This window comes from Corallococcus sp. CA049B, assembly GCF_003611685.1.
In the GTDB taxonomy this organism is placed as follows: Bacteria; Myxococcota; Myxococcia; order Myxococcales; family Myxococcaceae; genus Corallococcus; species Corallococcus coralloides.
In genome coordinates this window covers 1-26,344 of record NZ_RAWC01000123.1, presented here as the reverse complement: position 1 = coordinate 26,344, position 26,344 = coordinate 1, and the positions used below count along the sequence as shown (strand labels likewise).

General features: G+C 71.2%; 24 protein-coding genes. 4 read left to right on the top strand and 20 right to left on the bottom strand.

Annotated features, from left to right (window positions below):
- Nucleotides 1-151: 151 nt before the first annotated feature.
- A complete protein-coding gene (locus tag D7W82_RS24445; RefSeq protein WP_120620655.1) occupies nucleotides 152-1,048 on the bottom strand; it encodes a hypothetical protein in 897 nt (298 codons plus the stop codon).
- Nucleotides 1,049-1,186: 138 nt separating this feature from the next.
- Here D7W82_RS24445 and D7W82_RS24440 point away from each other — a divergent pair, with 138 nt between their 5' ends.
- Nucleotides 1,187-2,806, top strand: a complete 1,620-nt coding sequence (locus tag D7W82_RS24440) for a leucyl aminopeptidase (RefSeq protein ID WP_120620654.1) — start codon at nucleotides 1,187-1,189, stop codon at nucleotides 2,804-2,806.
- Between the two features lie 72 nt (nucleotides 2,807-2,878).
- Here D7W82_RS24440 and D7W82_RS24435 read toward each other — a convergent pair whose 3' ends face one another.
- The 6 genes from D7W82_RS24435 to ruvB all read right to left on the bottom strand — a co-directional run bounded on the left by D7W82_RS24435 (nucleotide 2,879) and on the right by ruvB (nucleotide 9,995).
- Nucleotides 2,879-3,517: a hypothetical protein gene (locus D7W82_RS24435; RefSeq protein ID WP_120620657.1), complete on the bottom strand. Its 639-nt coding sequence runs from the start codon at nucleotides 3,515-3,517 to the stop codon at nucleotides 2,879-2,881.
- 126 nt (nucleotides 3,518-3,643) lie between these two features.
- Nucleotides 3,644-4,882, bottom strand: coding sequence for a DUF4388 domain-containing protein (locus tag D7W82_RS24430; RefSeq protein ID WP_120620653.1), 1,239 nt, complete (start codon nucleotides 4,880-4,882; stop codon nucleotides 3,644-3,646).
- A 28-nt stretch (nucleotides 4,883-4,910) separates the two neighbouring features.
- Nucleotides 4,911-6,005, bottom strand: coding sequence for a thioredoxin domain-containing protein (locus D7W82_RS24425; RefSeq protein ID WP_120620652.1), 1,095 nt, complete (start codon nucleotides 6,003-6,005; stop codon nucleotides 4,911-4,913).
- A gap of 56 nt (nucleotides 6,006-6,061) precedes the next feature.
- Nucleotides 6,062-7,006, bottom strand: a complete 945-nt coding sequence (gene lpxC / locus D7W82_RS24420; protein ID WP_120620651.1) for a UDP-3-O-acyl-N-acetylglucosamine deacetylase — start codon at nucleotides 7,004-7,006, stop codon at nucleotides 6,062-6,064.
- A gap of 448 nt (nucleotides 7,007-7,454) precedes the next feature.
- Nucleotides 7,455-8,939, bottom strand: a complete 1,485-nt coding sequence (locus D7W82_RS24415; protein ID WP_120620650.1) for a hypothetical protein — start codon at nucleotides 8,937-8,939, stop codon at nucleotides 7,455-7,457.
- 18 nt (nucleotides 8,940-8,957) lie between these two features.
- Nucleotides 8,958-9,995 carry a Holliday junction branch migration DNA helicase RuvB gene (gene ruvB, locus D7W82_RS24410; RefSeq protein WP_120620649.1) on the bottom strand — a complete coding sequence of 346 codons (1,038 nt, stop codon included), beginning with the start codon at nucleotides 9,993-9,995 and terminating at the stop codon, nucleotides 8,958-8,960.
- A 119-nt stretch (nucleotides 9,996-10,114) separates the two neighbouring features.
- Here ruvB and D7W82_RS24405 point away from each other — a divergent pair, with 119 nt between their 5' ends.
- Nucleotides 10,115-11,200: a hypothetical protein gene (locus D7W82_RS24405; RefSeq protein WP_120620648.1), complete on the top strand. Its 1,086-nt coding sequence runs from the start codon at nucleotides 10,115-10,117 to the stop codon at nucleotides 11,198-11,200.
- A 3-nt stretch (nucleotides 11,201-11,203) separates the two neighbouring features.
- Here D7W82_RS24405 and D7W82_RS24400 read toward each other — a convergent pair whose 3' ends face one another.
- The 5 genes from D7W82_RS24400 to D7W82_RS24380 form a co-directional block, all read right to left on the bottom strand.
- Nucleotides 11,204-12,688 carry an ELWxxDGT repeat protein gene (locus D7W82_RS24400; RefSeq protein ID WP_120620647.1) on the bottom strand — a complete coding sequence of 495 codons (1,485 nt, stop codon included), beginning with the start codon at nucleotides 12,686-12,688 and terminating at the stop codon, nucleotides 11,204-11,206.
- A 287-nt stretch (nucleotides 12,689-12,975) separates the two neighbouring features.
- The gene (gene ruvA / locus D7W82_RS24395; protein WP_120620646.1) at nucleotides 12,976-13,590 is read right to left on the bottom strand and encodes a Holliday junction branch migration protein RuvA; all 615 of its coding nucleotides are present in this window, start codon (nucleotides 13,588-13,590) and stop codon (nucleotides 12,976-12,978) included.
- A complete protein-coding gene (gene ruvC / locus D7W82_RS24390; RefSeq protein ID WP_120620645.1) occupies nucleotides 13,587-14,168 on the bottom strand; it encodes a crossover junction endodeoxyribonuclease RuvC in 582 nt (193 codons plus the stop codon). Before ruvC ends, ruvA begins: the two co-directional genes overlap by 4 nt.
- Nucleotides 14,169-14,205: 37 nt before the next feature.
- On the bottom strand, nucleotides 14,206-14,955 hold the full coding sequence (locus tag D7W82_RS24385) for a YebC/PmpR family DNA-binding transcriptional regulator (protein ID WP_120620644.1): 750 nt from the start codon (nucleotides 14,953-14,955) through the stop codon (nucleotides 14,206-14,208).
- Nucleotides 14,956-15,042: 87 nt separating this feature from the next.
- Nucleotides 15,043-16,182 (bottom strand): PleD family two-component system response regulator, encoded by a 1,140-nt coding sequence (locus D7W82_RS24380; RefSeq protein ID WP_120620643.1) that lies wholly within the window; start codon nucleotides 16,180-16,182, stop codon nucleotides 15,043-15,045.
- A 105-nt stretch (nucleotides 16,183-16,287) separates the two neighbouring features.
- On the opposite strand from D7W82_RS24380, the gene D7W82_RS24375 reads away from it, so the two are divergent.
- Nucleotides 16,288-16,947 carry a hypothetical protein gene (locus tag D7W82_RS24375; protein WP_120620642.1) on the top strand — a complete coding sequence of 220 codons (660 nt, stop codon included), beginning with the start codon at nucleotides 16,288-16,290 and terminating at the stop codon, nucleotides 16,945-16,947.
- On the opposite strand, the gene D7W82_RS24370 is transcribed toward D7W82_RS24375, so the two are convergent.
- From D7W82_RS24370 to D7W82_RS24355, 4 genes are all read right to left on the bottom strand, one after another.
- Nucleotides 16,948-17,205: a hypothetical protein gene (locus D7W82_RS24370; protein ID WP_199727821.1), complete on the bottom strand. Its 258-nt coding sequence runs from the start codon at nucleotides 17,203-17,205 to the stop codon at nucleotides 16,948-16,950. It abuts the gene before it with no gap.
- 6 nt (nucleotides 17,206-17,211) lie between these two features.
- Complete coding sequence (gene mutM, locus D7W82_RS24365; RefSeq protein WP_120620641.1) at nucleotides 17,212-18,069, bottom strand: DNA-formamidopyrimidine glycosylase; 858 nt, start codon at nucleotides 18,067-18,069, stop codon at nucleotides 17,212-17,214.
- Between the two features lie 138 nt (nucleotides 18,070-18,207).
- Complete coding sequence (gene rtcA / locus D7W82_RS24360) at nucleotides 18,208-19,224, bottom strand: RNA 3'-terminal phosphate cyclase (RefSeq protein ID WP_120620640.1); 1,017 nt, start codon at nucleotides 19,222-19,224, stop codon at nucleotides 18,208-18,210.
- A gap of 187 nt (nucleotides 19,225-19,411) precedes the next feature.
- Nucleotides 19,412-20,647, bottom strand: a complete 1,236-nt coding sequence (locus D7W82_RS24355) for an RtcB family protein (protein ID WP_120620639.1) — start codon at nucleotides 20,645-20,647, stop codon at nucleotides 19,412-19,414.
- A gap of 147 nt (nucleotides 20,648-20,794) precedes the next feature.
- Here D7W82_RS24355 and rtcR point away from each other — a divergent pair, with 147 nt between their 5' ends.
- Nucleotides 20,795-22,426, top strand: coding sequence for an RNA repair transcriptional activator RtcR (rtcR, locus tag D7W82_RS24350; RefSeq protein WP_120620638.1), 1,632 nt, complete (start codon nucleotides 20,795-20,797; stop codon nucleotides 22,424-22,426).
- 140 nt (nucleotides 22,427-22,566) lie between these two features.
- Here rtcR and D7W82_RS24345 read toward each other — a convergent pair whose 3' ends face one another.
- From D7W82_RS24345 to D7W82_RS24330, 4 genes are all read right to left on the bottom strand, one after another.
- A complete protein-coding gene (locus D7W82_RS24345; protein ID WP_147439506.1) occupies nucleotides 22,567-23,196 on the bottom strand; it encodes a hypothetical protein in 630 nt (209 codons plus the stop codon).
- 2 nt (nucleotides 23,197-23,198) lie between these two features.
- Entirely contained in the window at nucleotides 23,199-24,218 is a 1,020-nt protein-coding gene (locus D7W82_RS24340) for a hypothetical protein (RefSeq protein WP_120620636.1), read from the bottom strand.
- Between the two features lie 11 nt (nucleotides 24,219-24,229).
- A complete protein-coding gene (locus D7W82_RS24335; RefSeq protein ID WP_120620635.1) occupies nucleotides 24,230-25,057 on the bottom strand; it encodes a hypothetical protein in 828 nt (275 codons plus the stop codon).
- Nucleotides 25,058-25,079: 22 nt separating this feature from the next.
- Nucleotides 25,080-26,344 (bottom strand): M24 family metallopeptidase (locus D7W82_RS24330; protein ID WP_120620634.1); only part of this gene is annotated, 1,265 nt, incomplete at its 5' end.

Below are 26,344 nucleotides of genomic sequence, written 5' to 3'. Positions count from 1 at the left end.
GCCATGAGGAGGAAGACCGTCATTCCCTATCGAGGATAGGAGGCACTCCCCGCTTCGGATAGCGCCACATCCCCGAGGGCAACCTGCTCGATCGGTTGGATGCCCTGCACGCGAACACGGCACCGGGACGCGGGCCGTGTGGATCCGTTCACTACGCGGCGGTGGCGCCCAGCGTGCCCTCTGGAAACTCCTCCAGGAAGCGCGCGCGCGTGCGCGGCGTGTAGGTGCCGCGCGCCATGTAGCCGTGAAGTCTGCGAATCAGCCCGCGCGTCACTTCCAGCGCGGCGTCCAGCTCCACCGCGAAGTCAAAGTGATCATTGCGATACAGCTCCTGGAAGGAGAGCTGCGAGTACGCCGGGAGGGCCCGCATGCGGCCGAGCGGACTGGAGAGGAAGAGCCCGGAGACGTAGAGCCCGCGCACCCAGCCATCCAGCTCCGCCTTGGTGGGGGCCTGTCCCACGCGGTCCTGCGACGCCAGGCGCACCAGCTCATAGATGCCCCGGCCAATGCCTCGCAGCGGGATGCCGGAGCTCTTCACCACCTGGAACTTCTCCCGGATGCGGGCGGTGCCCACGCCATCCGTGCCGTCCTGCTGGCGCAGGAAGAAGAGCGTCTGGGCCCACTCCACCTGACGCCGCGCGTCCCAGGCCCGCTCGCCCTTGCGGCGGTGGCGCAGCACCAGCTGGTCCACCAGCGGGTGGAGGCGCCGGTCCAGGCTCAGGTGCATGAAATACCCCGCGAGGATGGCCAGGCCCGCCTCCGTGCCCACCAGGGCGCCGGAGGCGACGAGCTCCGCCATCTTCAGCCCCAGGCCCACCGGGGCGCGCTCGTGGTACAGCCGCGCGAAGGGGGGCCAGCCGGCCTCCGGCTGCATCATCACGCCCAGGCCCCCGCGCACGCCGGCGCACAGCGGCAGGTCCGGCAGCGCCGCGCCGAAGCGCGCGTACGGCAGGTCCTCGGACAAGGCGCGCACCCAGTCGGCGGGGAGGCCGTCCGGATGGGCGGCCAACCGTTCGATGGCCGTCAGATGCAGCAACAGGGTGGGCATTGGGGGTGCACAGCTATCCAGCGCGCCGGGGCATTGCAATGCCCGAGTGGCAACCAGCGCTTTGCGAGCAACACGCGGCGCGTCTACAGTCGCGCCCCTCGGATCACCCCCTCCCTCTGTCCAGGAGTCCAAGTCGCCATGCAATTCAGTCTCGTCTCCGGTGAAGCCGCGCCGGTGAGCGGTGAGCTGCTCGTCATCCCCCTCTTCGAGGGCGAGCTGGGTGATTCCGCCCCCGCGCCGCTGAAGGCCGCGGATGCCGCGCTGGACGGCAAGCTGCGCGCCGCCGCCACCCAGGAGGGCTTCAAGGGCAAGGTGGACCAGTCCTTCCTGGTGCACACCCTGGGGAAGCTGGGCGCGGACCGCGTCCTGCTCCTGGGCCTGGGCAACCGCGCGCGCTTCCAGCCGGAGGTGCTGCGGCTGGCCGCGGGCCGCGCGGCGAAGACGGCGCAGCGGCTGAAGGCGACCGCCATCGGCTTCCGCGTGCCCGCCACGGACGACGCGGCGCTGGCCGTGCGCGCGGTGGTGGAGGGCCTGGAGCTGGGCGTCTACCGCTTCGACAAGTACAAGTCCTCCGCGCGCGAGGACAAGGGCAGCCCCAAGCTGAAGAGCGCCACGCTGTCGCTGCCGGAGGGCACGGAGAAGTCGCGCGCGCTGGACGACGCGCTCCACCTGGGCCTGAAGCTGGCGGAGGCCGTCAACTGGGCGCGCGACCTGGTCAACGAGCCCCCCAACGTGGTGACGCCCACGAAGCTGGCGCAGGCCGCGCAGCAGGCCGCCAGGGAGGGCGGGCTCACGGCGGAGATTGGCGGGCGCAAGGAGATTGAACGCCTGAACATGGGCATGTTCCTGGGCGTCACCGCCGGCAGCGTGCAGGAGCCGCGGCTCATCCACCTGGTCTACACGCCGAAGAACGCGAAGGACGCGAAGCGCGCCCCGCTGGCGCTGGTGGGCAAGGCCATCACGTTCGACTCGGGCGGCCTGTCGCTCAAGCCCACCGAGGGCATGGTGGAGATGAAGACGGACATGGCCGGGTCCGCCGCGGTGCTGGCCGCGATGAAGGTCATCGGCTCCGTGGTGAAGCCGCCCTTCCCCGTGCACGCCTTCATCGGCGCGTGCGAGAACATGCCGTCCGGTACGGCGTACAAGCCCGGTGACATCCTCACCGCGCGCTCCGGCAAGACGGTGGAGATCACCAACACGGACGCGGAGGGCCGCCTCGTCCTGGGTGACATGCTCACCTGGGCCGGCGAGCACGAGCCGTCCGCCATCATCGACCTGGCGACGCTCACGGGCGCGTGCATGGTGGCGCTGGGCAGCTACATCGTGGGTGCCTTCGGCGACGACGACGACGCGGTGAACAGCGTGCTCACCGCCGCGCGCGCCGCGGGCGAGGAGATGTGGCGCCTGCCCGTCAGCGACCTGCAGAAGGACGCGCTGCGCTCCGAGGTGGCGGACATGAAGAACTCCGGCGAGCGCTGGGGCGGCGCCATCAACGCGGCCCTCTTCCTCAAGGAGTTCGTGGGCGACACGCCCTGGGTGCACCTGGATATCGCCGGTCCGTCCAACAGCCCCAAGGAGCGCGGCTACCTCAACAAGGGCGGCACGGGCGTGGGCGCGCGCACCCTGGTGGAGCTGGTGCGCCGCAAGGCCGCGGAGCTTGCCTCGCAGCCGGAGCCGACCAAGGCAGAGGCCCCCGCGAAGGCTCCGAAGACCGCCAAGGCCCCGAAGGCCGGCAAGGGCAAGCCGGCCCGCGCGTAGTCCCCGTTGGAACCTCCGGGCCCCGCGCGGACCGCCGCGTGGGGCCTTGCGGGCCCGGTTGCTCGCGCCAAGCTAGCGCGGGTCGCCGGGCTCCTTTTCAGGCGCGCGAGTTGCCCGCACGGCCACGCTCGGCTCCGGGAGCGGACGGACGCCCGCCATCAGGGCGTCCACGCTCTCCGTGATGCCGGCGGTGGCCTCCGTGGGCCAGGTGGCCAGCATCATCAGCACGCGGCCGGAGTTGCCCTCGCGCACGGCCACCTTGCCGCGCACGCCCTCCCCTACCTGGAAGTCGAACCCCACCGCGTTGTCCGACAGCGCGATGGGCTGCGGATCCGTGGTGGTGAAGCCCGGCTGCTGGCGCAGCCCCTGCGTCAGCCGCTCCGCGAACTGCACGGGCGTGGCCACGCCGGGCGCCACCTGCAGCACCACCTGCGCGCCCGTCACGCGGTGGCGCAGGATGACGGGAATCGCCAGCCCCTCCGGGGTGCGCTCGTTCGTCTCATCCAGCTGCCACTCCGCCGTGGGCCGGATGATTTCGAAGCCCAGGTCCTCGTCCACGTAGCGCCGCGTGGTGGACGCGACGGCGGACTCGTCCGACGCCGAGCCGGAGCCGCCCGTGCCGGGCTCCGCCTTCGTCACCGCCGTCCGGGACGCGCCACACGCAGTGCTCAGCAGAAGCACACCCCAACCCAACATCCGCATCGCGCCCATGTCGCTCGTCCCCCGCCAGCCGCCAGCCGTGGGGAGGAACGTGGACACCCACCTCCGGGCCCGCCAGGGGCACACAGGGGCGGTGTGCGCTGTCAGACGGTGGAAACTTCGCGTCCGGGCCCGGCCCTACGACAGGCCGCCCTGGAGGGTGCGGTAGGTGTTGGCCAGCCGCTCGGCCACGTCCGCCGGCAGCACGTTGCGCGCGGAGAACAGCGCGTAGGACACGAACGCGTCCAGCGCCTCCAGCGCCATGGCCCGGCCCACCGCCTCACCGCCGCTGGTGGACACGTTGGCGCGCAGCCGGGCCACGTCCACCCGCCCGTCCGGCCCCAGCGTGACGCCGTGGTAGGCCTCCTCCAGGCCCGGCGGAGGCGACTCCACGAAGCCGCGCAAGAGGTCCACGTCGCGGCCCGCCTCGCGCAGCGCGCGGTGCACCAGGGACAGCAGGAGGTTGTAGCGCTCCTCCGCGGACAGCAGCTCCCAGGCCATGCCCTCCACCGCGGGGCCCGGGGACGGAGCCGGCTCCGCGGCCTGGACGGACAGGTGGCCGCCGCGCACCGCCTCCTCCACGCCGCTGTAGAAGGCGTACTGGCTGCCCGCGTAGGCGGCCCGGAGCACGCCCAGCGTCGTGCCCTCGCCCAGCTTGGCGAACAAGGCCTCCTCGCCGGGCAGCGCGCCCTGGGGGCCGGGCGTCACGCGCATGTCGTCCGGGAAGCGGCGGCGCAGGCGGCCCGTCTCCTCCGCGCGCTTGATGCCGGTGAGCACCAGGTCGCGCGTGCGCTCCGGCAGCTTCACCGCGTCCACGGCCGGGGCCTTTGCCTCCAGGAAGAGGAAGCTGCCCTCCACCATCTCGAAGAGGTTGAGCACCACCTCGCGCACCACGAACGTCATGGCGCTGTAGAGGCTGGCCTCGGAGACGATGCCCTGCGACGTGAGCACCTGGCCGATGCGGCGCGCGGGCGTCACCTGCGCCAGGGCCTGGGTGAGCCGCGCTTCCGTCAAGAGCCCCAGCCGCACCATCACCGCGCCCAGGCGCTCCCAGCGCTCGCTGGAGGTGGCGAACACCACCTGCCCGTCGCGGAAGGCCACCGTGCGGCGCACGGTGCCGTGCTGCACGACGAGCTGGCCGGTGCGGATGCCCGAGAGAATCTGGGCGAAGACCTCCTCGACCGAGAGCGTGCCCAGGCTGCCGGCGAAGAAGCCGGCGGTGCCGTGGGACTCCGGCAGGAGCACCAGCCCCTCCGGCGCCAGGAAGTGCGCCGAAAGGGGCCGGGTGGGAGAGACGACAGCGGCGAGCGGCCGCTCCAGTTCGAGCGAAGCCGCCTCACCGCTCACGCGGGGCGTGGCCCTGGGTTTGGACGCCACCGCATCCCTCCCTGCAGGTACGGCCGGACTACTTCGCGCCCTTCAGCTCCGCGTCGATGACGCTCTTGAACTCGTCCAGGGGCTGCGCGCCCGACAGCATGATGCCGTTGATGAAGAACGCCGGCGTGCCGCTGACGCCCACCTTGGAGCCGTCCGCCATGTCCGCCTTCACCTGCGCGGCCGTCGCGCCGGAGTCGAGGCAGGTGTTGAACTTGGCCGTGTCCAGCTTCAGCTCGCCCGCGTACTTCTTCAGGTCATCCACGCCCAGCGCCTTCTGGTTGGCGAAGAGCTTGTCGTGCATCTCCCAGAACTTGCCCTGCTCGTTCGCGCACAGCGAGGCCTCGGCGGCCTTCTGCGCCTGCTGGTGGAAGTCCAGCGGGAACTGGCGGAACACCAGGCGCACCTTGTCGCCGTAGAGCTTCGTCACCTCGTCCACCGTGCCGATGGCGCGGCTGCAGAACGGGCACTGGAAGTCGCTGAACTCCACGATGGTGACCGGCGCGCTCTCCGGCCCCTTGGACGGGCCGGTGGCGGCCACCTGCTTGCGCTCCGCAGGCGGGCGCGGGGGCTCGGGCAGCTCATACTTCACGTTGGCGCCCGCGCGGAGCGAGTCGAAGAACTTCTGGGCCGCCTCCTGCTTCTGCTGGCCGGACAGGAAGTCCACGATCTGCGGCTTCATCTGCTCGTAGGTCGCGCCCGGGGGCAGCTGACCCTTGGCGCCCTCGAAGACCTCCTTGATCTTCTCTTCCGGAGGCGCGGGGATCTTGTCGTCGATCTCCGCCTTGAGCAGCTGGTCCTCGGTGATGCCGCGCTTGGTCGCCTCGGCCTTCACCAGGCGCTCCGTGACGAGCCCTTCCAGGCCGCGCTTGCGCAGCTGGAACTTCTGCTTGTCCAGGTTCGCCAGCGGCTCCTTGATGCGCTCGTTCAGCTCACCGAAGGTGACCTTCTCGTTGTTGCCGAAGGTGGCCACCACGGTGTCCGGCGCCGGCTCGGCGGCATTGGCGGCCTGGGCCTGCGCGGCGGGCGCCTGGGCATTGGCCGGCGCCTTCTCCTTGTTGCAGCCGGCGGTGAGGGATGCCGCGAGGAGAGCGGCCAGGGCGATGCGAGTAGAGCGCATGGACATAGCCCGCCGACTTAATAGAGGTCCCCGGGACTGGCAAGGAATTGCCAGTCTGTCGTTCAGGCGACCAGGGGCTCCAACTCCAAGGCGCCGGCGAGGCTCGCGCGGCCCGGCTCACGCCCCTCCACGTCCCGGCGGCGCGCGGTGACGATGTCGAAGCTGGAGGGGTCCGCCAACACCTTGCGCACGAGCTTGTGATTGAGCGCGTGGCCCGTCTTGAACGCCGTCATGTGGCCAATGACAGGCCGGCCAAACAGCGACACGTCGCCAATGGCGTCCAGAATCTTGTGGCGCACGAACTCGTCCGGGAAGCGCAGGCCGTCCGGGTTGAGGATGGCGGCCTCGTCCACGACGACCGCGTTCTCCAGCGAGCCGCCGCGCGCCAGGCCCAGCGTCTTGAGCTTCTCCACGTCGCGCAGGAAGCCGAAGGTGCGGGCGCGCGAGATTTCACGCGAGAAGCCCCGGTCGTTCACGTCCACGTCGAAGGACTGGCCCTGGATGACGGGGTGCTCGAAGTCGATGGTGCAGCTGATGCGGAAGCGCCGGGCGGGGGTGAGCGAGGCCTGCTTGTCGCCGTCCTGCACCACCACGCTCTTCTTGATGACCAGGTACTCGCGCGGCGCGTCCAGCTCGTGAGAACCGGCCTCCATGATGGCGTGCGTGAAGGGCGCCGCGCTGCCGTCCATGATGGGCACCTCCGGCCCGTCCAGCTCCGCGCGCACGTTGTCGATGCCCAGCGCCGCCAGCGCGGACATCAGGTGCTCCACCGTGCCCACCTTCACGCCGTCCCGGCCCAGGGTGGTGGCCAGCGACGTGTCCACCACGTACTCCGCCAGCGCGGGGATGCTCACCGGGCGCGCCAGGTCCGTGCGGACGAAGACGATGCCATGCCCCGCGGGCGCGGGCTTCAGGGTCAGCGTCACGGGCAACCCGGAGTGGAGCCCCACGCCGCGGCAGATGGCCGGCTGGGAGAGGGTGCGCTGGAAGTCGTTGAACTGGAGCATGTCGGTGTCGCCTCTAGGGACTGCTTCGTACTGACATACGCGGGGTATGGCCCTGTCAGGCCGTTCCACGGCGGTCTGACGCGCTGCACACAGGAGCAATCAACATGCCACGCGGCCGTGACACGAGAATGGCCTGAGGGGGTGGCCCCGCCTTTCCCAACCCCCTGGAACTGCTGGCGCGCTGGACGGCGGGACGGGGGATGGCCTGGGGCGGGGTCCGGACACCCCTCTTGGGAAACCCACCACTGCTCCTCCCACCGTGACAGCGATGTCCGGAATTCATCCTTCGAACTCCGGGGCCCCCGGATGTTTGCGCGCCAACCGGGAGTGCGTGTCACCCACGTGACAGCGGCGCGTCTCTATCGCAGGCGAGTGCCCGGAAGCAAACGCACATCCCGGACATACCGGGAGTCCGGGGCTTGACGAGAATCATGACGGAGAGGGTGGGTCAGCGAGCAGGCGGCAGGAAGCGGTCGCGCAGGGCTTCCGCGTCCGGCCTGTCGAAGCCGCGGCCCTGGAGGAGCGAGCGGCGGCTGACGGCGTGGAAGGTGGTCTCCAGCGTCTGCGAGAAACGCCGGAGGTCCTCCGCCAGGCGGCTGCGGATGCCGGGGCCTTCCGGGGGCCAGGGCAGCTCCACCAGCAGCGAGGTGAAGCGGTCGAAGGCGTCGTAGTCCGCGTAGCGCAGGAGCTGGTAGCCGCCGTCGTGGAAGTAGTCGAGGAACGACCTGAGGGCCTCCAGCACGCGCTCGGCGGCGGGCACGTCCTCCGAGCGCAGGTGGCTCTCGGCGGCGCGGCACAGCTGGGCGTAGACCCACAGGTCCTTGCGCAGGCGCAGCGCGGCGTCCTGGGCGCTGGTGAGGTGACCGAAGGCCTCGTCCCCCAGCGAGCCGTTGGGGGCCAGCGCGTCCACCAGCGCGACGATCTGCTGGCGCAGCAACGTGGTGAAGGCCTCCGCGGCGCGCAGGGGGGCGGCGGGGTCGCGGTCCAGGTCCACCAGCACCTCGCGGGAGATGCGGTCCGTCTCGCGGGCCAGGTCGCGCGCGGCGCGCAGCGTGGCGGCCTGCAGGTGCTTGGGGCCGGCCTTGGGGGACAGCTCCGTGTGCAGGTAGCTGGCGACGGCGGACACCTCACCGCGCACCAGGGACAGGAGCACGCGCACGCGGCGCGGCACGGGCGGCTGCGATTCCGGATCCACGTGCGTCAGGTAGTGCAGCACGCGGAAGAGGCCCAGGAACGCGGTGGTGAAGAGGGGCCGCGTGTCCGCGGGCAGCGAGCCCAGCACGTCCAGGAGGCGCACGGAGCGCAGCCGGTCGTACTCGACGCGGAACTCCAGCGGGCGGAAGGGGCGGAAGTAGCGGTTGAGGACGATCTCCCGCAGCGTCAGCTTGCCCACGTCCTGGAACAGCGACAGGCCGATGAGCGGCAACTGGAGCAGGTTGTCGAGCAGGTTCTTCAGCGCGTCGAACGCTTCGCGCACGACGAAGAGGCTCTCCGGCGGGGTCTCCTGGTCCAGCTCTTCTTCAATCAAGAGCCGGCGCACGCGGTCATCCGCGAGCTGGGTCTCCACGTACTTGCGGAAGACCATCTTCGGGTCGCTGTCCGGGTCCTGCAGGTGCCGGGCGACGCGCACGGCGCGCTCCATGGCGTCGCGCACGTCCACCAGCTCCTCGTGGAAGTCGCGCGTGACCAGCGGCCGGGCGCGGGCGTCCAGCACGGAGTTGTGGAGGTTCAGGTAGCGCTCCACGGCGCGCAGCCACATCTCGAACTCGAAGAGCAGCTCCTCGCGGCCCTCCACCGGGACGCCGCGGAGCCAGCGCTCGCGCTCGGCGAGGAAGCCCGCGCGCGTGGCCTGCGAGGCGCGCATCAGGTCGCCGTAGTAGTCACGGGGACTGGGGAGGACCGTGGGCACGGCGGGCGCGGAGGCTTGGCTCATGGCGGGACGGGGTGCGGGCTAGAAGAGCGCCCCTTGCGGGGAGCTGGGGGGCGGCGTCTTCTTGAAGTACTGGTAGGTGCGCAGCGTGGCGGTGCGGCCCCGGGGCGTGCGCATGAGGAAGCCCTCCTGCATCAGGAAGGGCTCGTAGACGTCCTCGATGGTGTCGCGCTGCTCGCCCACGCTCGCGGCGATGGTCTCCACGCCCACCGGGCCGCCGCCGAACTTCTCCAGGATGGTCAGGAGGATCTTCCGGTCCATCGCGTCCAGGCCGCTGGCGTCCACGCCCAGGCGGCTCAGCGAGTCGTGCGCCAGGTCGTAGGTGATGCGGCCGTTGCCCTCCACCTGGGCGAAGTCGCGAAGGCGGCGCAACAGCCGGTTGGCGATGCGGGGCGTGCCGCGCGAGCGGGTGGAGATTTCGCGGCTGGCGGCGCGGTCCATGGGCACGCCGAGGATGCGCGCGGAGCGGTCCAAAATCTGCTCCAGGAACTTCGGCTCGTAGTACTCCAGGCGCTCCTGAATCTGGAAGCGGTCGCGCAGGGGGGACGTGAGCAGGCCCGTGCGCGTGGTGGCGCCCACCAGCGTGAAGGGCGGCAGATCAATCTTCATCGCGCGGGCGGCGGGCCCGGTGTCGATGGTGATGTCCAGCCGGAAGTCCTCCATCGCCGGGTAGAGGTACTCCTCCACGGCGGCGTTGAGGCGGTGGATCTCGTCGATGAAGAGGATGTCCCGCTCGTTGAGGTTGGTGAGCAGACCCGCCAGGTCGCCCTTCTTCTCCAGCGCGGGGCCGCTGGTGACGTGGACGCCCACGCCCAATTCGTTCGCGATGATGTGCGCGAGCGACGTCTTGCCCAGGCCGGGGGGGCCGGAGAACAGACAGTGGTCCAGCGCGTCACCCCGGCTCTTCGCCGCGGCCACGTACACCTTGAGCTTTTCGACGACCGCCCCCTGCCCCACGTACTCGTCGAAGGAGCGCGGGCGCAGGGAGGCCTCCAGCCGGATGTCTTCCGGCTGAACATCTCCCGAGAGGGTGTCGTCGGACTTCCTCGCCATCGCCATTCCGACCCTATACAGCGAAGGGGGCGCGTGTCGCTGCCCTTCTGGCGGCGCTAGACTCGGAGTGGCACGCCGACCGGCCAGCCAGGGGGCACGTCCCCCTGCCCGAAGGGAGTCGCGTCATGATTTCCGCTTCTGCCCCGTTCCGTCCCCTGCCCCTCCTGCCCGAGGCCCGCGCCGAGCGTTCGCCCGGCCCCCGTCTCCAGAAGCTGCGCCGCGCCGCGCAGGAGGCCCGCGAAGCCTTCGTCCGGGAAGGGCCGGTGGCGGCGGTGGCCACCTGCGACCTCATCACGTTCCCCTATCCCACGCTGTTCGCCTTCAGCGGGGCGGCGCTGTCACCGGCGCCGTACGTGATGATGACCAACCGCATGCAGGTGGTGCAGTTCGCGGAAGCAGGCACCGGCCAGCGGCGCACGCTGCTCTTCAACCCCACCGACTACGAGCGGGGCCACGCGGCGCCCTTCTACCGCGCGCTGCGCGAGCGCTACGGCGCGTTCCTCTCCGACAAGGTGATGTCCACGCGCCACGGCACGGTGCAGGGCTACCTGGAGCAGCTGGGGCTGACGCCGTCGGACGTGGACTACCTGGCCTTCGACCACCTGCACATCCAGGACCTGCGCGGCTGGCTGGGCGGTGACGGCGCCCCGCCTGTCTTCCCCCGGGCGAAGCTGCTGGTGCAGCGCGCGGAGTGGACCATGGTGAAGCACCTGCACCCCATGCAGCACGTGTGGTTCGTGCCCGGCGGCGCGGACATCCCGGACGAGCGCGTGGTGCTGCTGGACGGCGACACGTGGCTGGGCCAGGGCGCGGCGCTGCTGAGCACGCCCGGCCACACGCAGGGGAACATGTCCCTGGCGGTGGCCACCGCGAATGAAGTGTTCGTGGTGAGCGAGAACGGCGTGAGCACGGAGAGCTACACGCCGCTCCTGTCGCGCATCCCCGGCGTGCGCCGCTTCGCGGAGCAGATGGGCTGGGAGGTGGTGCTCAACGGCAACACGCGCGAGGACTCGCTGGAGCAGTACGCGTCCATGGTGGTGGAGAAGCTCTTCGCGGGCCCGTCCGCGCATGACGCGTCGTTCGTGAACTTCCACCCGTCCTCGCTGCTCACCGCGCACCTGCTGGCCCCGGGCCTGGGGCCCACCGTGGTGCTGCCCGCGCCGAACACGGGCGGGCTGCACCCCACGCCCGCGGTGCGGCGCGCGGCGTAATCCTCAGGGCTCCAGGCGGGGGCAGCGGGCCGCGGGGAGGAAGGGCAGCGCCCAGGGTTCCTCCCCCTGGGCCGGGTCCGTGGCGATGAAGAAGACGGAGCCCCCCGCGCGCACGAACCCGTGGGGGTTCGCGTCCAGCCCCGCGGGCGCGATGTCGCGCATCGGATCCACGCGGCCCGGTTCGCCGTTGGAGTACCAGCCCTCGCGGCCCCGGCCGGCCGTCGTCGCGGAGAAGAAGAGCCACCCGTCCACCACCGCGAAGGCCGTGGGGGTGCTGCCCGCGGGGCCCGGCTCCACGTCTTGCACCAGGACCGTGCCCTGCGCCGTGCCGTTGGAGCTCCACAGCTCGCGGCCGTGCGCGCCGTCATCCGCCGCGAAGTACAGCCGCCCGTCCAGCACCGTCAGCCCGGAGGGCAGCGAGCCGTGGGGCCCCGGCCGCACGTCCTTCACCATGCGGGTGCCCGGGAGCGTGCCGTCGCTCCTCCACAGCTCACCGCCGTGGACCTGGTCCCCGGGCTCGCCGAAGAAGCCCTCCGCCCCGGCCATGAAGTACACGGCGTTGCCCAGCGGCGTGAGCTCCGACGGGTAGTCCCCCGCGAAGTGCCTGAGCGGGAAGGTGAGGAGGGGCTGGCCCCGCGTCACCCAGAGGTCCGCCTCGCCGAAGCCCACGTCCACGAGGAAGAAGAGGCGGTCCTTCCCCGCGGGCGTCAGCGCGAAGACGACGGACTGCTCCGGGGCGTGGAAGATCGCCCGTGAGCCGCCGGAGCGCCCGTCCACCACCCACAGCGTCACCGCGTCGCCGTACGCCACCAGCGCCAGCCTCCCGTTCCACTCCGTCAGGTCGTCCAGGAAGAGCGAGTTCGGCCCGGGCGCGAACTCCTGCGTGAGCTGCGTGCCCTTCGCCGTGCCGTCCGTGCTCCACAGCTCACGGCCGCGCACGCCGTCATCCGCGGTGAAGTACAGCCGGCTGCCCACCACCGTCAGCCCGTCCGGCACGCTGCCCCGCGCCCCGGGCCGGATGTCCGCCACCAGCACCGTGCCCTTCGCCGTGCCGTCCGACACCCACAGCTCCGGCCCGTGCACGCCGTCGTCCGCGACGAAGAACAGCCGCCCGCCCATCCGCGTGAGGAAGCGCGGCGTGCTGCCATACGCCCCGGGCCGCACGTCCTTCACCCGGCGCGCTTCCGTGGCGCTCCCGTCCGTCACCCACAGCTCGAGCCCGGACACGCCGTCGTTCGCGGCGTAGAAGACCTGCCCGCCCACCTCCACCAGCGTCTCCGGCGCCGAGCCCTCCGCGCCGCGCCGGACATCCCCCACGGGCCGCGCCGACGGACCACACGGCTGCGGGCCTCCGGAGGTCGCCGGCTCCAGCGCCGCCGACACTTCATCCACCGCCGACACGTCCTCGCCGTCGGCCGCGCCACACGCCACTCCGAAGACGCCGGAGAGCAGCAGCACGACGACCGGAACACCACGCCACGCCGCCATGACACACGCCTCCTCGGCGCGACGCGGCCCTTTTGGGACCACCGCACCTGCGCTGGAAATTGATATTCGCAGCGGAATGGGCCAGCTCAGGGCCGGCCAGGATTGCTCACGGGTGTCGGCCCGTGAGCGGCGTGGATCCCCAGATGATGGCAGGCGGACGGCGGGAGCGTCCGCCGTGCGACGACAGCGGATTCCTACAGGAAAAAGCCTTGCGCGCTTCTTCCGAGGATTTCCCGCTCCCTGAAGCACCGCGTCTCACCCTGTCGGGCGAAAGCGGTGTCTGGAAGTCACGGAGTGGAGCGCAGGGCCTTGAGCGCTTCGCGGAAGAGCGCCTGGAAGGTGGCGTCCGGGCCCAGCCGCTCGATGACGACGTCCGCGGCCTTCTCCGCCTGGGGCTGCTTGTAGCCCAGGTTGAGCAGCGCGGAGACGAGGTCCGCCTTGTTGCCGGAGGTGACGGGCGCGCGCGGGGTGGTGCCCTTCGCGATGCCCTCCGAGTGGAGGTTGCGCACCTTCTCCTTGAGCTCCAGGACGAGCCGCTCCGCCGTCTTCTTGCCCACGCCGTGGATCTTCGCGAGCCGGCCCGTCTCACCGCGCGACAGCGCCGCGATGAGCTCACCCACCTCCATGCCGGACATCACGCCCAGGGCCATGCGCGGACCGACGCGGGACACGGTGTTGAGCAGCTGGAAGAGCTCCTCCTCCGCCGGGGAGAGGAAGCCGAAGAGCTCGAAGGCGTCCTCGCGCACCACGGTGCGGATGCGCAGGTCCACCGGCTGGCCGTCCGCGGGCAGCTTGCCCAGCGACACGGTGGACAGGTTCACGCGGTAGCCCACGCCGTGCACGTCGATGACGGCGTCATCAGGGCCCTTCTCCAACACGTTGCCACGCAGCCGGGCGATCATCGGCGGGTCTCCGGGCGCTGGTAGGCGGACGACAGGCGGTCCGCGAGCACCGACGCGGCCCCCTTGCGCTTGCCGTTTCCGGGAGCGCTGGCGCGGGGCATGCCCACGCGGAACTGGTTCAGGTGGCACAGCGCGACGGCGAGCGCGTCACTGGCATCCGCGCGCTCCAGCGTCGCCTCCTCCACGCCGAGCAGCGTGCGCACCATGCGCGCCACGGCGTCCTTGCCGCCCGCGCCGCTGGCGCCCACGGACTTCTTCACGCTGGCGGGGGCGTACTCGTGCACGGGCAGGCCCGCCTGCGCCGCGGCGAGCAGCGCCACACCTCGCGCGTGGCCCAGCACCAGGGCGCTCCGGGCGTTGCGGAAGGTGAAGAGGCCTTCCACTGCCACGGCCTCCGGCTGGTAGCGCTGGAGCGCGGCGCTCAGGGCGGCGTGCAGGTCCTTCAGGCGCTCAGCCAGGGGCGCGGACTCCACCACCTTGATGACGCCATGGCCCAGGTGCACGAGCTTGCCCTTCTTCTCCTCCACCACCCCGAAGCCCATGAAGCGGCTGCCAGGGTCCACGCCGAGTACCCGCACCGGCCCGTTCCTTTCCCACGCGCCCCTTGCCGGGGCCTTACGTGGACAGCGACTCCATCAGGGACTCGTCGATTTCGAAGTTGGCGTGCACGTGCTGCACGTCGTCGTTGTCGTCGAGCGCGTCCATCAGCTTCAACAGGCGCTTCGCGTTGTCGCCTTCCACCTTCACGGTGTTCTGCGGCACGAAGGTCCACTTCTGTTCGCCCAGGGGCAGGCCCGCGGCCTCCAGCTTCGCGCCCACGGTGTGCAGGTCCGCGGGGGCGGTGCGCACCTCGAAGCCGTCCGGCCCCTGGTCCACGACGTCCTCCGCGCCCGCGTCCAGGGCCTGCTCCATCACCTGGTCCTCGGTGGGGCCGGGCTTCACGGTGATGACGCCCTTCCTGTGGAACATCCAGCCCACGGCGCCCTCCGCGCCCAGGTTCCCGCCGTAGTTGCTCAGGAGGTTGCGCACGTCGCTGGCGGAGCGGTTCCGGTTGTCGGTGAGGCACTCGATGATGAGCGCGACGCCGCCGGGGCCGTAGCCCTCGTACGTCACCTCTTCGTAGGACTCGCCGGCCAGCTCGCCCGTGCCCTTCTTGATGGCGCGCTCGATGGTGTCGCGCGGGATGTTCGACTCGCGCGCCAGGGCCACGGCCACGCGCAGGCGGGCGTTGCTGGACGGGTCACCGCCGCCCAGGCGCGCGGCGACGGTCATCTCCTTGATGGCCTTGGAGTAGAGCTTGCCCTTGGCCACGCCCAGGACGGCATTCCGGCGTTTGAGTTTCGACCAGCGGTTATGACCGGACATGGCGGAGGCTTCGGCGAGGGGTGGACGGGCGTTCAGCCCGTGGCGCTCCCGGCCTTGTGCCCCGAGCAGGCCGCCCGAGTCAAACCCTCACGACGCGTCCGGCCCGGACTCCGGCCCGGATTCGGGAGCCAGGACGGGCTCGAAGAGGCGGGGCGGCCCCGCGGACTCCCGGGCGCGCTCGCGCTCCTCCACCAGGATGGCGGGCACCAGCACGCCCAGCATGAACAGGCGGGTCGCCGCCTCGTAGGCCAGGGCCTCCGGGAAGCGGCACTCCAGCAGCATCGCGCGCACGGTGCGCCGCCCGTCGAACAGGCGCACCACCTGCTCCACGTCCTCCGGCAGCGAGGGCAGCTCCTGCGAGAGCCGGTTGAAGTCCACCGTGAGCCGCGCCGCCAGGGGCAGGCCCTTGACGCGCAGCTGTTCGAAGCGCTCCAGGCCGGGCACCACCTGCTCGCACAGGAACGCGCGGTCCATGGAGAAGCTGCCCCGCTGCAGCTCCGGGCCGAACGTCACCGTGTACGCGCCCGCGCCGAAGCACAAGAGACGCCGGCACGCGAGGATGCCGCGCTCGCCGTGGAAGGCCGCGTCCACCATCAGGCCATGGCGGAAGAAGAGCGCACCGGAGTCCTCCGATAGCACCACCCGCCCCGAGCGCACGCCGGACAGGAGGGCGCGCATCAGCGCCACGAGCGGCACGGTGGCGGTGTGCGCGTCGTAGACGTCCTCCTCGCCGCGCCGTCCCGCCTTGAGCCGCGCGAGCACCGCCACGTCGCGCGCGTCCACCGGCTCCACCAGGTACTCGTCCGCGCCCACGCCCGCGGCGAGGTCGCGGTGGAACTCCTCCGCGCACCTCGCCACCAGCAGCACGGGCAGGTCCGCGGACTTCGGGTCCGCGCGGAGCACGCCGCAGAGGCTGAAGCCGTCGCCGTCCGGCAGGTCCGCGTCGATGATGACCAGCCGGGGCAGGTCCGCCTTCGAATCCGTGGGCGCCGCGTCCGGCAGCGTCCCCCCCGCCTCCACGCCCAGCCGCTCCAGCGCCGCGCGGGCCCCGTCCACGTGCACGGGCTCGAAGCCTTCGCGGAGGAGCGCCTCCGCCACCGTGGGCCGCGCCGTCTCCCCCACGAGCAGCACCCAGCCCCCGGCCCCACCCGGAAGGTCGAGTGCGTCACGACCTCCCGCGGGCGTGGAGGTTTCAGGAGGCGGTGCGGCGTGCAGGTAGGCAACCATGGATTCACATTCTTCCAGGGATCCCACGAGAATGCACAACCCGCCCCCAAGTCCCTGGGTTCGTTGGGTTTTTGCCAGGCTGCAAGCCAAGCTAGGGTGCGCGCCATGACGCGCCTCGGACCGCTGCTCGCCCTCCTCGCCGTGCCCGCCCTCGCCTCCGCCCAGGAGGCCGAAGTGTCCTTCTCGCAGGAGGACCCGCTGGGCTCCGTGGTGGCGCCGGTGATGCTGCCCGCGGGGGCGACGGCGCTCTATGGCTACACGGGCGCGCCGGAGGTGGGCCTGGGGTTCCGGCAGGGCCTGGGCGCGCTGGAGGTGGAGGCGCGGGCGCGCTTCGACTGGTTCAAGCTGGGCGCGTCGCTGGAGGTCGTGGGCCGCAGGGAGGTGGTGCGGAGCGGGGCTTTCGGCCTGGCGCCGACGCTGGGCGTGGGCCTGGTGCTCAACTCCGGCTCCACGTACATGGACGACGACAACTTCTCCGGCGTGCTGGTGCGCATCCTGCCGGGGCTGGTGGCGGGCTACCGCGTGGCGGACACCGTGGCGGTGCTGGGCCTGGTGGACCTGCCCATCGACCTGGGGCTCACGGGCGACAAGCAGCGGCGCTTCCAGGCGCTGGGGGGCGTGGGCGTGGAGGTGTACCTGGGCGGCAACCTGTCGCTGCTCGCGGCGGGACAGGTGGGCGTGGAGACGTTCCAGGAGCGCGCGGGCGCGGGCCACACGCGGCTGGGGCTCACGGGGCGCGTGGGCCTGGGGACGCGGCTGTTCTGACTAGAACTCCGGCGGAGGACTCTGGCGCGGCGTGCCCATCAGTTCGAGCGCGCGCATCGCGACGCGGATGAGCGTCTGGGCGCACGGCTCACAGCCTCCGCCGCAGCAGTGGGGCCAGCGCCCTTCCGGGTCGCGCAGGAGCGGGCGCACGCTGGACTGGTAGTAGCTGGGGAACTGGAGCTCCTCGCTCGCGCGCGCGAGCGCGTCATCGAGGGACAGGGTCGAGGGGACGGGAACGTCGGACACGCGCCCGTTCATACCAGCTCAGAGCAGGGACGTCTGCGCCGGGACCTCTGTCGAGGCGCCGTCCGCGGGCTGGCAGTGCGAGCACCAGTGCGTGTTGCGGCCGCCGATGCGCAGGTGAGACACGGGCGTGGCGCAGCGGGGACAGGGCGCGCCCGTCTTGCCGAAGATGTTGCGCCGGTGCTTCGCCTGACCCTGCACGCCGAACAGGTCGCGCTGCGTGCCGCGCAGCCGCAGGCCCTCTTCCAGCACGTCGCGGATGCCCTGGTGCAGCCGGACGATTTCAGCGGGAGACAGGGACGACGCCAGCCGCCGGGGGTCGATGCCCGCGACCCACAGGCTCTCGTCCGCGTCGCGGTTGCCCAGCCCCGCGAGCACGCGCTGGTTCAGGAGCACCGTCTTGAGCGGACTGCGCCTGCGGCGAAGCTGCGTCGCCAGGACCTCTGGGGTGAAGGTCTCATCGAGCGCCTCCGGTCCCAGCTCCTCCAGCTTGAGCTGCGAGGCCAGCAGCGCCGTGGGCCCCAGCGCCACGCGCGCGTAGCCCAGCGTGTCCGTGAGCTGGAGCTCCTCGTTGCCATCCAGCGTGAGGACCACGAGCGTCTCGGGAGGCCGTTCGCTTCCCACGGGCCGCAGCTGCAGCTCACCCCAGAGCATGAAGTGCAGCGCGAGCGTCTGCCCGTCCTCCAGCGTGAGCAGCATGAACTTCGCGCGCCGCTCGGCCGCGAGCACCTTGCGGCCCTGGAGGTTCTGGATGAAGTCCGGCGGCGAGGCGAAGCGCACCGCCGCGGGCACCAGCACCTCCGCGCCCACGAAGCGCCGGCCCACGACGGCCTGTTTCAGGTCTCGGACGATGATTTCGACTTCAGGGACTTCCGCCACGCTCAAGCCTCCCCCACGGGTCACAACGTAGGGAGGCTCCGAGGTAACGTCATGGGTTGAGTCCTGCTGAGCGGGTGCCTCGTCCGACCGCCGGGCGTCCGGCCGGACAAGGGTGCACCGCCCTGCCCCACCCCCACGTCAGGCGCGCACCGTCACCTCGTGCACGTCGCGCTCCAGCTCCCGCACGTCCACCTTCACGTCGAGGAAGTGCGCCATCGTCTCGCGCTGCGTGAGCGAGTGGCTGTCCAGCGCCACCGTGCGGAAGTGGCCACCCTTCGCCAGGGCGCACAGCAAGAGGAGCTGATCACACAGGTGTTCGCCCACGGGCACGCCCGCGTCCAGGTAGCGCTTCACCTTCGAGGCGACCTCCTCGGCCACGGTCTCCGCGCGCTTGCCGCGCTCGCCGAAGCCGGTGAAGACCTCCGTCACGTGCTCGCTCTCCACTTCGACGCGCAGCACGTTGCCCGGACCGTAGGCGCGCTTGAGCTCCTCCGGCCGCTGCTGATCCGGCCGCAGCTTCAGCACGGCGGCCACGGTCTCCAGCTCGCGCTTCGCCACGTCGAAGGGGATGGACGCCACCTGGGCCACGGCCTCCGTGCGCAGCACCCGGCCTCGCTCCAGCAACTGGAGCGGCTGGAGCTTCGCGGGATGGATGTCCACGCGGAAGCGTCCGCCGCCCGCCGGATAGTAGCCGGGCCGCTCCAGCGTCACGTCCACGCGCGGACCCATGCGGCGCAGGAGCGGCAGATACGCCTTCTCCAGGAAGTCGAACGGCGGCGCCGCCGGGTTGTGCGTCCCGCCCTCCAGCATCAGCGTGGAGGCCCCTTCCGCGTGCAGCAGCGCGGGCAGCACCGTCTGGAGCACCAGCGTCGCGCTGCCCGCCGTGCCCACCGCGAAGTGGTAGTTGCCCGCCGACAGCGCGCGCGGATGGAAGGACAGCTGCTTGGAGCCCAGCTCCGCGCCCGTCACCTCCGCGGCGCCCACGGCCTCCGCGGCCTTGAGCGCGGTGAGGTGCTGGCGCAGCAGGCCCGGCTTGGCGCGGCCCGCGCGCACGTTGACCATCTCGAACGGCGTGCCCGTCACCAGCGACAGCGCCAGCGCGGTGCGCAGCACCTGGCCGCCCCCCTCCCCCTGTGAACCATCGATGCGAACCATGTGCGTGGTGCTCCTTTGCGCGCTCGCGGACGGATGCAGCATCCCATCCCTGATTACAAAAAATAGCGGCGCCCGCTCCCCCACCCTTCACGGCCGCTTTCGCGGACCTCCTGGGGGGAACGGGCGCCTCGGTGTCTTCATCCCGGCATGAGCACCTCCGCAGGACGGCGGGTGGGACTGCTTTGCGCTATCCCTTCACGCACACCACCTGCTTGAGCGTGTGGACGACCTCCACCAGGTCCGCCTGCGCGGCCATCACGGCGTCGATGGGCTTGTACGCGGCCGGCGTCTCGTCAATCACGTCCACGTCCTTGCGGCACTCCACGCCCGCGGTCGCCTTCGCGTGGTCCTCCAGCGTGAAGCGCTTCTTCGCCGCTTCGCGCGACATCACCCGGCCCGCGCCGTGGCTGCACGAGTGGAAGGCATCCGCGTTTCCCTTCCCGCGGACGATGTAGGAACGGGCCCCCATGCTGCCGGGGATGATTCCCATATCGCCCTCGCGCGCCCGCACCGCGCCCTTGCGGGTCACGAAGCAGTTCTTTCCGAAGTGGTGCTCGCGCGAGATGTAGTTGTGGTGGCAGTTCACCGCGGACTCGGACAGCTCGAACGCAGGCAGCTCACCGCTCGCCTTCAGGGCCTGCACCGCCGAGTGCAGCATCAGCTCGCGGTTCATCGCCGCGAAGTCCTGCGCCCAGCTCACCGCGAAGACGTAGTCCTCGAAGTGCTCCGTCCCCTCCGGCAGGTACGCCAGGTCCGCGTCCGGCAGGTGGATGAAGAAGCGCTCCATGTCCTGCTTCGCCAGCTCGATGAAGTGGCTTCCGATGCGGTTCCCCACGCCGCGCGACCCCGAGTGCAGCATCAGCCACACGCCGTCCGACTCATCGACGCACAGCTCGATGAAGTGGTTACCCGTTCCCAGCGTTCCCAGGTGCGCCAGCTCCGGCCCGCGGCCGATGCGCGGATGCTTCTCCACGATGCGGGCGTACCCTTCCGCCAGGCGGGCCCACGCGGAGGTATGCGTCGCGGGCGAGTCCTTCCACGCGCCGCGGTCATTCCGGCCGCCGTTGTCCGTACGGCCGTGCGGCACCGCCGCCTCGATGGCCGAGCGGACCCCGCGCAGCGAGTCCGGCAGCTGCTCCGCGCGCAGCGTCGTGCGCACGGCGATCATCCCGCATCCGATGTCCACGCCCACCGCCGCCGGCACCACCGCGCCCACCGTGGGCACCACGCTCCCGACCGTCGCGCCGTAACCGCGGTGCACGTCCGGCATCACGGCGACCCACTTGTGGATGAAGGGCAGGCCGCGGAGGTTGCGAAGCTGCTTCTTCGCCTCGTCCTCGAACGGCACCCCCACCGTCCACGTCTTGATGGGGCGGCCCGCTTCGTCCGACATCACCTCGTAGTTCGCGTTCATGCGGTCCATGGCGCTGCACCTTTCGGTCGTTCGACCCGGGCTCTGTGTCCCGGTCACGTGGGGGAGCTAGAGCAGCCGGCGTGCCAACGCCGCTCCCGAGGGAGACACTGGGGGCAGGCTGGAAATCCATATCCCATGGGATAAATACCTATCCTGATGGCTCAAAAGGCGAAGGCGCGGCGGACGGTCGTCATCGGGATGCTGGGGACGACGCTGGACACGGGGATGGGGGCGCACCGCTGGACGCGGTGGCGGCCCACGGTGTCGCTGTGTCAGCAGGAGGACCTGCTGGTGCACCGGCTGGAGCTGCTGCACCCGCCCCATGGGACGTCGCTGGCGGCGGTCATCCGGGATGACATCGCGCAGGTGTCTCCGGAGACGGAGGTGCGGCTCACGTCACTGCCCATCCGGGATCCATGGAACCTGGAGGAGACGTACGGCGCGCTGCTGGACCACGTGCGCGCGAGCTCCTTCCATCCGGAGGAAGAGGACTACCTGGTGCACATCACCACGGGCACGCACATCGCGCAGATCTGCATGTTCCTCCTGGTGGAGAGCCGGCTGATTCCGGGCCGGCTGGTGCAGACGTCCCCGGGCAAGGGGAAGGACCACGGGGCGGTGGGCACGCACGCCATCATCGACCTGGACCTGTCGAACTACGACACGCTGGCGGCGCGCTTCCGGCAGCAGCAGCGCGAAGGCCTGTCCTTCCTCAAGTCCGGCATCGACACGCGCAACGCCGCCTTCAACCGGATCATCGAGCGGATTGAGCAGGTGGCCGTGCAGTCCCGGGCGCCGCTGCTGCTGACGGGGCCCACGGGCGCGGGCAAGTCACAGCTCGCGAAGCGCATCTACGCGCTGAAGAAGGCGCGCAACCAGGTGACGGGGCCGTTCGTGGACTTGAACTGCGCCACGCTGCGCGGTGACGGCGCCATGTCCACGCTCTTCGGCCACGTGAAGGGCGCGTTCACGGGCGCGGTGGGAGACAGGCCCGGACTGATGCGGCAGGCGAACGGCGGCGTGCTGTTCCTGGATGAGATTGGAGAGCTGGGCGCGGACGAACAGGCCATGTTGCTGCGAGCCCTGGAGGACAAGCGCTTCCTTCCGGTGGGCTCGGACAAGGAGGCGGAGAGCGACTTCCAGCTCATCGCGGGGACGAACCGCGACCTCCAACTGGACGTGGCGCAGGGACGGTTCAGAGAGGACCTGCTCGCGCGCATCAACCTGTGGACCTTCCGGTTGCCCGCGCTGCGCGAGCGTCCGGAGGACATCGCGCCCAACCTGCAATTCGAACTGGATCAGGCGTCGCAGGCGCTGGGGACGCGGGTGACGATGAGCAAGGAGGCCCAGGAGCACTTCCTGCGCTTCGCCACGTCCCCTGAAGGCCGGTGGAGCGGCAACTTCCGGGACCTCAACGCGGCGGTGCTGCGCATGTCCACGCTGGCGGCCGGCGGGCGGATGACGCGCGACGTGGTGGACGAGGAGCTGGACCGCCTGCGTTCGCAGTGGCGGCCCGCGGGCGCGGCGGCGGGGTCAGCGAGCGAAGACGTGCTGGTGGAGGTGATGGGGGCCACGCGCGCGGCGGAGCTGGACCGGTTCGACCGCGTGCAGCTCTCGGATGTGGTGACGGTGTGCCGCTCCGCGCGCTCGTTGTCGGACGCGGGCCGGGCGTTGTTCGCGCAGTCGCGTGCGCAGAAGAAGAGCGTCAACGACGCGGACCGCCTCCGGAAGTACCTGGCGCGCTTCGGGCTGGCGTGGGCCGACGTGAGTGGCCGCGACGCGGAGTGATGCGGTCCCCTCCCGTGAGCCCGCCCGCCGGGGCTCGCCTTCGGGAGGCGCGCCGCGCGAACCTGTCCGACTGTCGGACAGGTTTGGACGGCGCGCCAGGCGAGAGGCGAGTGTGAGCATCCGGGCCTTGGGGCCCGGACTCAGCGGAAGGCGTCCGCCATGGCCCGGCATTGCGGCGTGGACAGAGCCTCATCGGGAACCCGGACTGTCCCATCGCCGGGAGAGGACGGAACGGGCGCGTTCGCTCCGCCCAGCCACGCGGGCGGCACCGTGCATTCGAAGGTGAGCGGCCCCTCGAACGTCGCGCGCACGCGGCCGTCCTTCATCCGGACCTCACCCTTTGCCTGCTTCCCGGTGACGGTCAGCTCCAGGGTGCCCTCGTCCATCAACAGCGAGGGCCCCCCGGCCAGCTGGTAATCCACCACCGCCAGGCCCGCTCCCAACGCCGTCCGCGGGGTGATCCGAGCGGTGGCGTGCTTCGACTTCACGAACTGCTCATCCACCGGCATGCGGAAGCGCCAGGTGCCCCCGTCGTCTGATTGCGCGCTCAGCGCGACCAGCATCAGGGGCATGGGCGGGTCCCCCAGGAAGTCGGCGCTGAACCGCACGGACGGAGCCGAGTAGGTGCCCTGGTCCATCCGCACCGTGGCCGCGCCGCGTGGCTGGGGAAGCTCCGCCGCAGTGAGGCCCTCACGCGACGCCGCCCGCTCCTCCCTCGGCTTCGCGCAGGCGGCCAGGAGCAGCGCCACCATCAGGGCCCCGTGCCGCATGCTCAGCACCCCACCCGCAGGCGCATGGCGCTGACGGTGGTGTTGTCGTTCTCCCGCAGCTCGTCCACCGCGCCCGCCGGATCCATGTCCAGGTAGACGTAGTACGTGTTGTAGGGCAGCGACGACGGCACCGTGAAGCCCAGCGAGTAGATGCCCTCCGAGAACGCCCCCAGCGAGTGGTTGAACGTGCCCACCACGTTGGTGGACTCGTAGTAGCCATTCGGCGGCGCCGTGGGGCTCAGGCGCACGCGCATCGAATAGGACGACACAGCCGCGTTGCCCAGGTTGCCCACGTAGAACTTCACGCTCTGCGCCGTGCCCCGGCACACCGACTTCGTCCCGGCCGGGTCCAGCGTCTGCGCCACGTCCCCCACCACGCCCATGGCGGACGGCAGCAGGTTCGGCTTCGTCACCGAATAGCCGTACAGCGTGTTCATGCCCTGCGCGTTCGTGGGCCACAGCGTGGAGGACTCGTAGCCGCCCGTCACCAGGTGCGGCGGCGAGGTGCGAAGGATGCTGTGCCCGCCCTCGTGCTTGAAGCCGAAGAAGTGCCCCGCCTCGTGCACGAACGTGCTCCGGCCCGACGTGCCGAACGCGTTGCCGGTGCGCGGCGTGAAGTCCAGGTCGCTGGCGATGCAGACGTCCGCCTCGTCGATGCCGTTGCTCCCGATGAAGCACAGCCCCACGACGGAGTACGTCACGCCGTTGTTCCCGTCGATGGACGCCCGGTCACACAGGCCGATCTCGTTCTGCCCGTCGCTGTGGTCCAGCGAGCAGTCCGTCGCCGCGTTCACGTTGTAGCCCGCGACGATGTGGGACAGGTCGTCCCACTGCCTCAAGCCGTTCCAGTACGCCGCGTTGACGTTGCCGGAGTCCGGGATGCTGCACCGGTTCCGGTACACGACCGGCCCGCTGTACCACTTCACCGGCGTCCCGTTGCACGTGTCCCAGGCGGCGGCGCCCGCCTCCATGCCGCCCAGCACCAGCGCCGCGACGACGCCCACGAATGTCGTTGTCTTCATGGCGGACCTCATCACGGCTGGCCGGGCGGGACGTCCCGCTCGGGCTGGAGGGGAACGGCACCCGGCACCACGGCCGCGCCCGCGGCGGGCGTCACCGGCACGGACAGCGACGACACGGGGGTGACGGGCTCGTCGCGGAACGCCCCCGTCACCGTGAGCCCGCGCGCGCGCAGGTGGCTCTGGAGCAGCGAGAGGAACGCCTCGCGCTCCATCCCCTCCGGAGCTCCCCGCGCCTCCGCGCGCAGCGCCGGACGGACGCCCGTCAGGTCCACCGCCTCGAACACCGGCGCCGTCTGCCGCACCCCCGCCGAGCCCAGGCCCGCCACGAGCCCGCCCTCTGCTCCCACGAGCACCTCGCGGCCCGCCACCGACTCCACGCGGAAGGCGTGCCCGTCCAGCACCGGCGACAGGCTCCACCCGGTGTTGCGCAGGAAGACCACGTAGCGCGCGCCCCGGACGAAGCGGGGCACATGGCTCACCACGAGCTGCCGTCCATCCGGCAGCACTCCTCCAGCCTGCTTGAGGCGCAGCTCACGCGGAGCCGCGCCCAGGTGCGCCCGCACGCTCCCCAGCGTCACCACCGTCCACGGGCCCGTGCGCGGCGAATACTCGCTGCGCACGTCCGTGACTTCACCCTCCACCACGGAGGCCGTCTGGTCGAACAGGCTGAGCAGGCTGTCCACCGCGCGCGGCGGCCGGAGCGACGCTTCCGCGGCCAGGGGGCTCTCCTGCCGCGCGGGGGCTTCGTCCCCACTGGCGGCGCTGCACCCCGTGAGTCCCAGGAGGAGCAGTGCGCACGCCCCCCCACTGAACGTCGTCCATGGTCTGCCCACGCGCATCACGTCCGCTCCCTTCGTGTCGTCAGTGAATGAGATAGAAGGCGTCCTGGCGCGGCACGAAGAACCGCCAGCCTTCGTCCGTCAGGTACGCCGGATCTTCCTGCATCACCGCCACCTTCTGCCCACCCCACTCGGGCACGGGTGTGACGGTGTTGAGCTCGACGGCGAGGTACGAGCCCTTGCGCAACAACCGGGGTGCCTCCGAGCGCGTCGCCGCGCGGAAGTCGATGGATGCGCCCAGCGCATGGCCCTGCGCGCCCAGCGGATGGCTGTAGACCTTGGCCTCGATGCCCCGCTCCTTCATCTCCGCCATCGTCGCGTCGTAGACGTCCGCCGACGAGCGCCCCGGCCGCGACGCCCGCAGCATCAGCGCGTCCTGCAGCGTCCGCGTGTTCTCCAGCGCGCGCTTCAGCCCCTCCGGCGCGTCCTGCTCGCCGTCCTTCAGCACGTACGCCATCTTCTGCCAGTCCGTGCTCAGCCCCAGCGCCGAGACGCCGAAGTCCACGTGCAGCAGGTCGCCGCGCTGGATGACCACCGCCTCGTCCGCCACCGCCAGGAAGCCTCGGGAGAAGCCGTCCTTCATGCCCTGCCGCTGCACGCGCAGGTCCGGCTGGAACCACGTGCCCACGCGCGCCTCGAAGAGCGCGTCGTAGAGCCAGCGGCGCACGTCCCCCACCGTCGTCTTGCCGGGCACCACCACCTCGTTGGAGAGCGCCCGCTTCACCAGCGACTCCGTCAGCACCACCAGGTCGCGGTAGTGCGTGAACTCGCCGGGCAGCCGCGTGTCCAGGTACTCCTCGATGAGCGGCGCCGCGCTCACGAAGCGCGCCTCCGCGGTCGGGCCCAGCGCCTCCACCAGCCACTTGTAGGTGTCGTGCGTCAGGCTGCGCGTCACGCCCCGCCGCCCGTCCATGGCCAGCGCGATGGTGCGCGGGTGGTAGCGCGCGTCCAGGTCCGCGAGCGCCTCCGCCTGCTTGCGCTCCACCGAGGGCGACTCGAAGAAGCGCGTCACCGCCTCCGTGGCGTAGCCCGTCAACGCGACCTTCTGGAGCCCCGCGTCGCCCGCGTCCACGAAGACGAACACGTCGCGGTTGCCCGCGTACGGCATCGGCGGCGCGACCCAGGCCGTCAGCGGATCATCGTGGAACTCCTCGTTGACCACGACCCACATGGCCACGCCGTGCCGGCGCATCATGTCCAGCAGCAGCCCGTGGCGCTCCTTCAGCCAGGTCTCGCGCAGGGCCCGCTCCTGGGACGGCGGAGGCACGGGTGGGGTCGTGAGGGCGG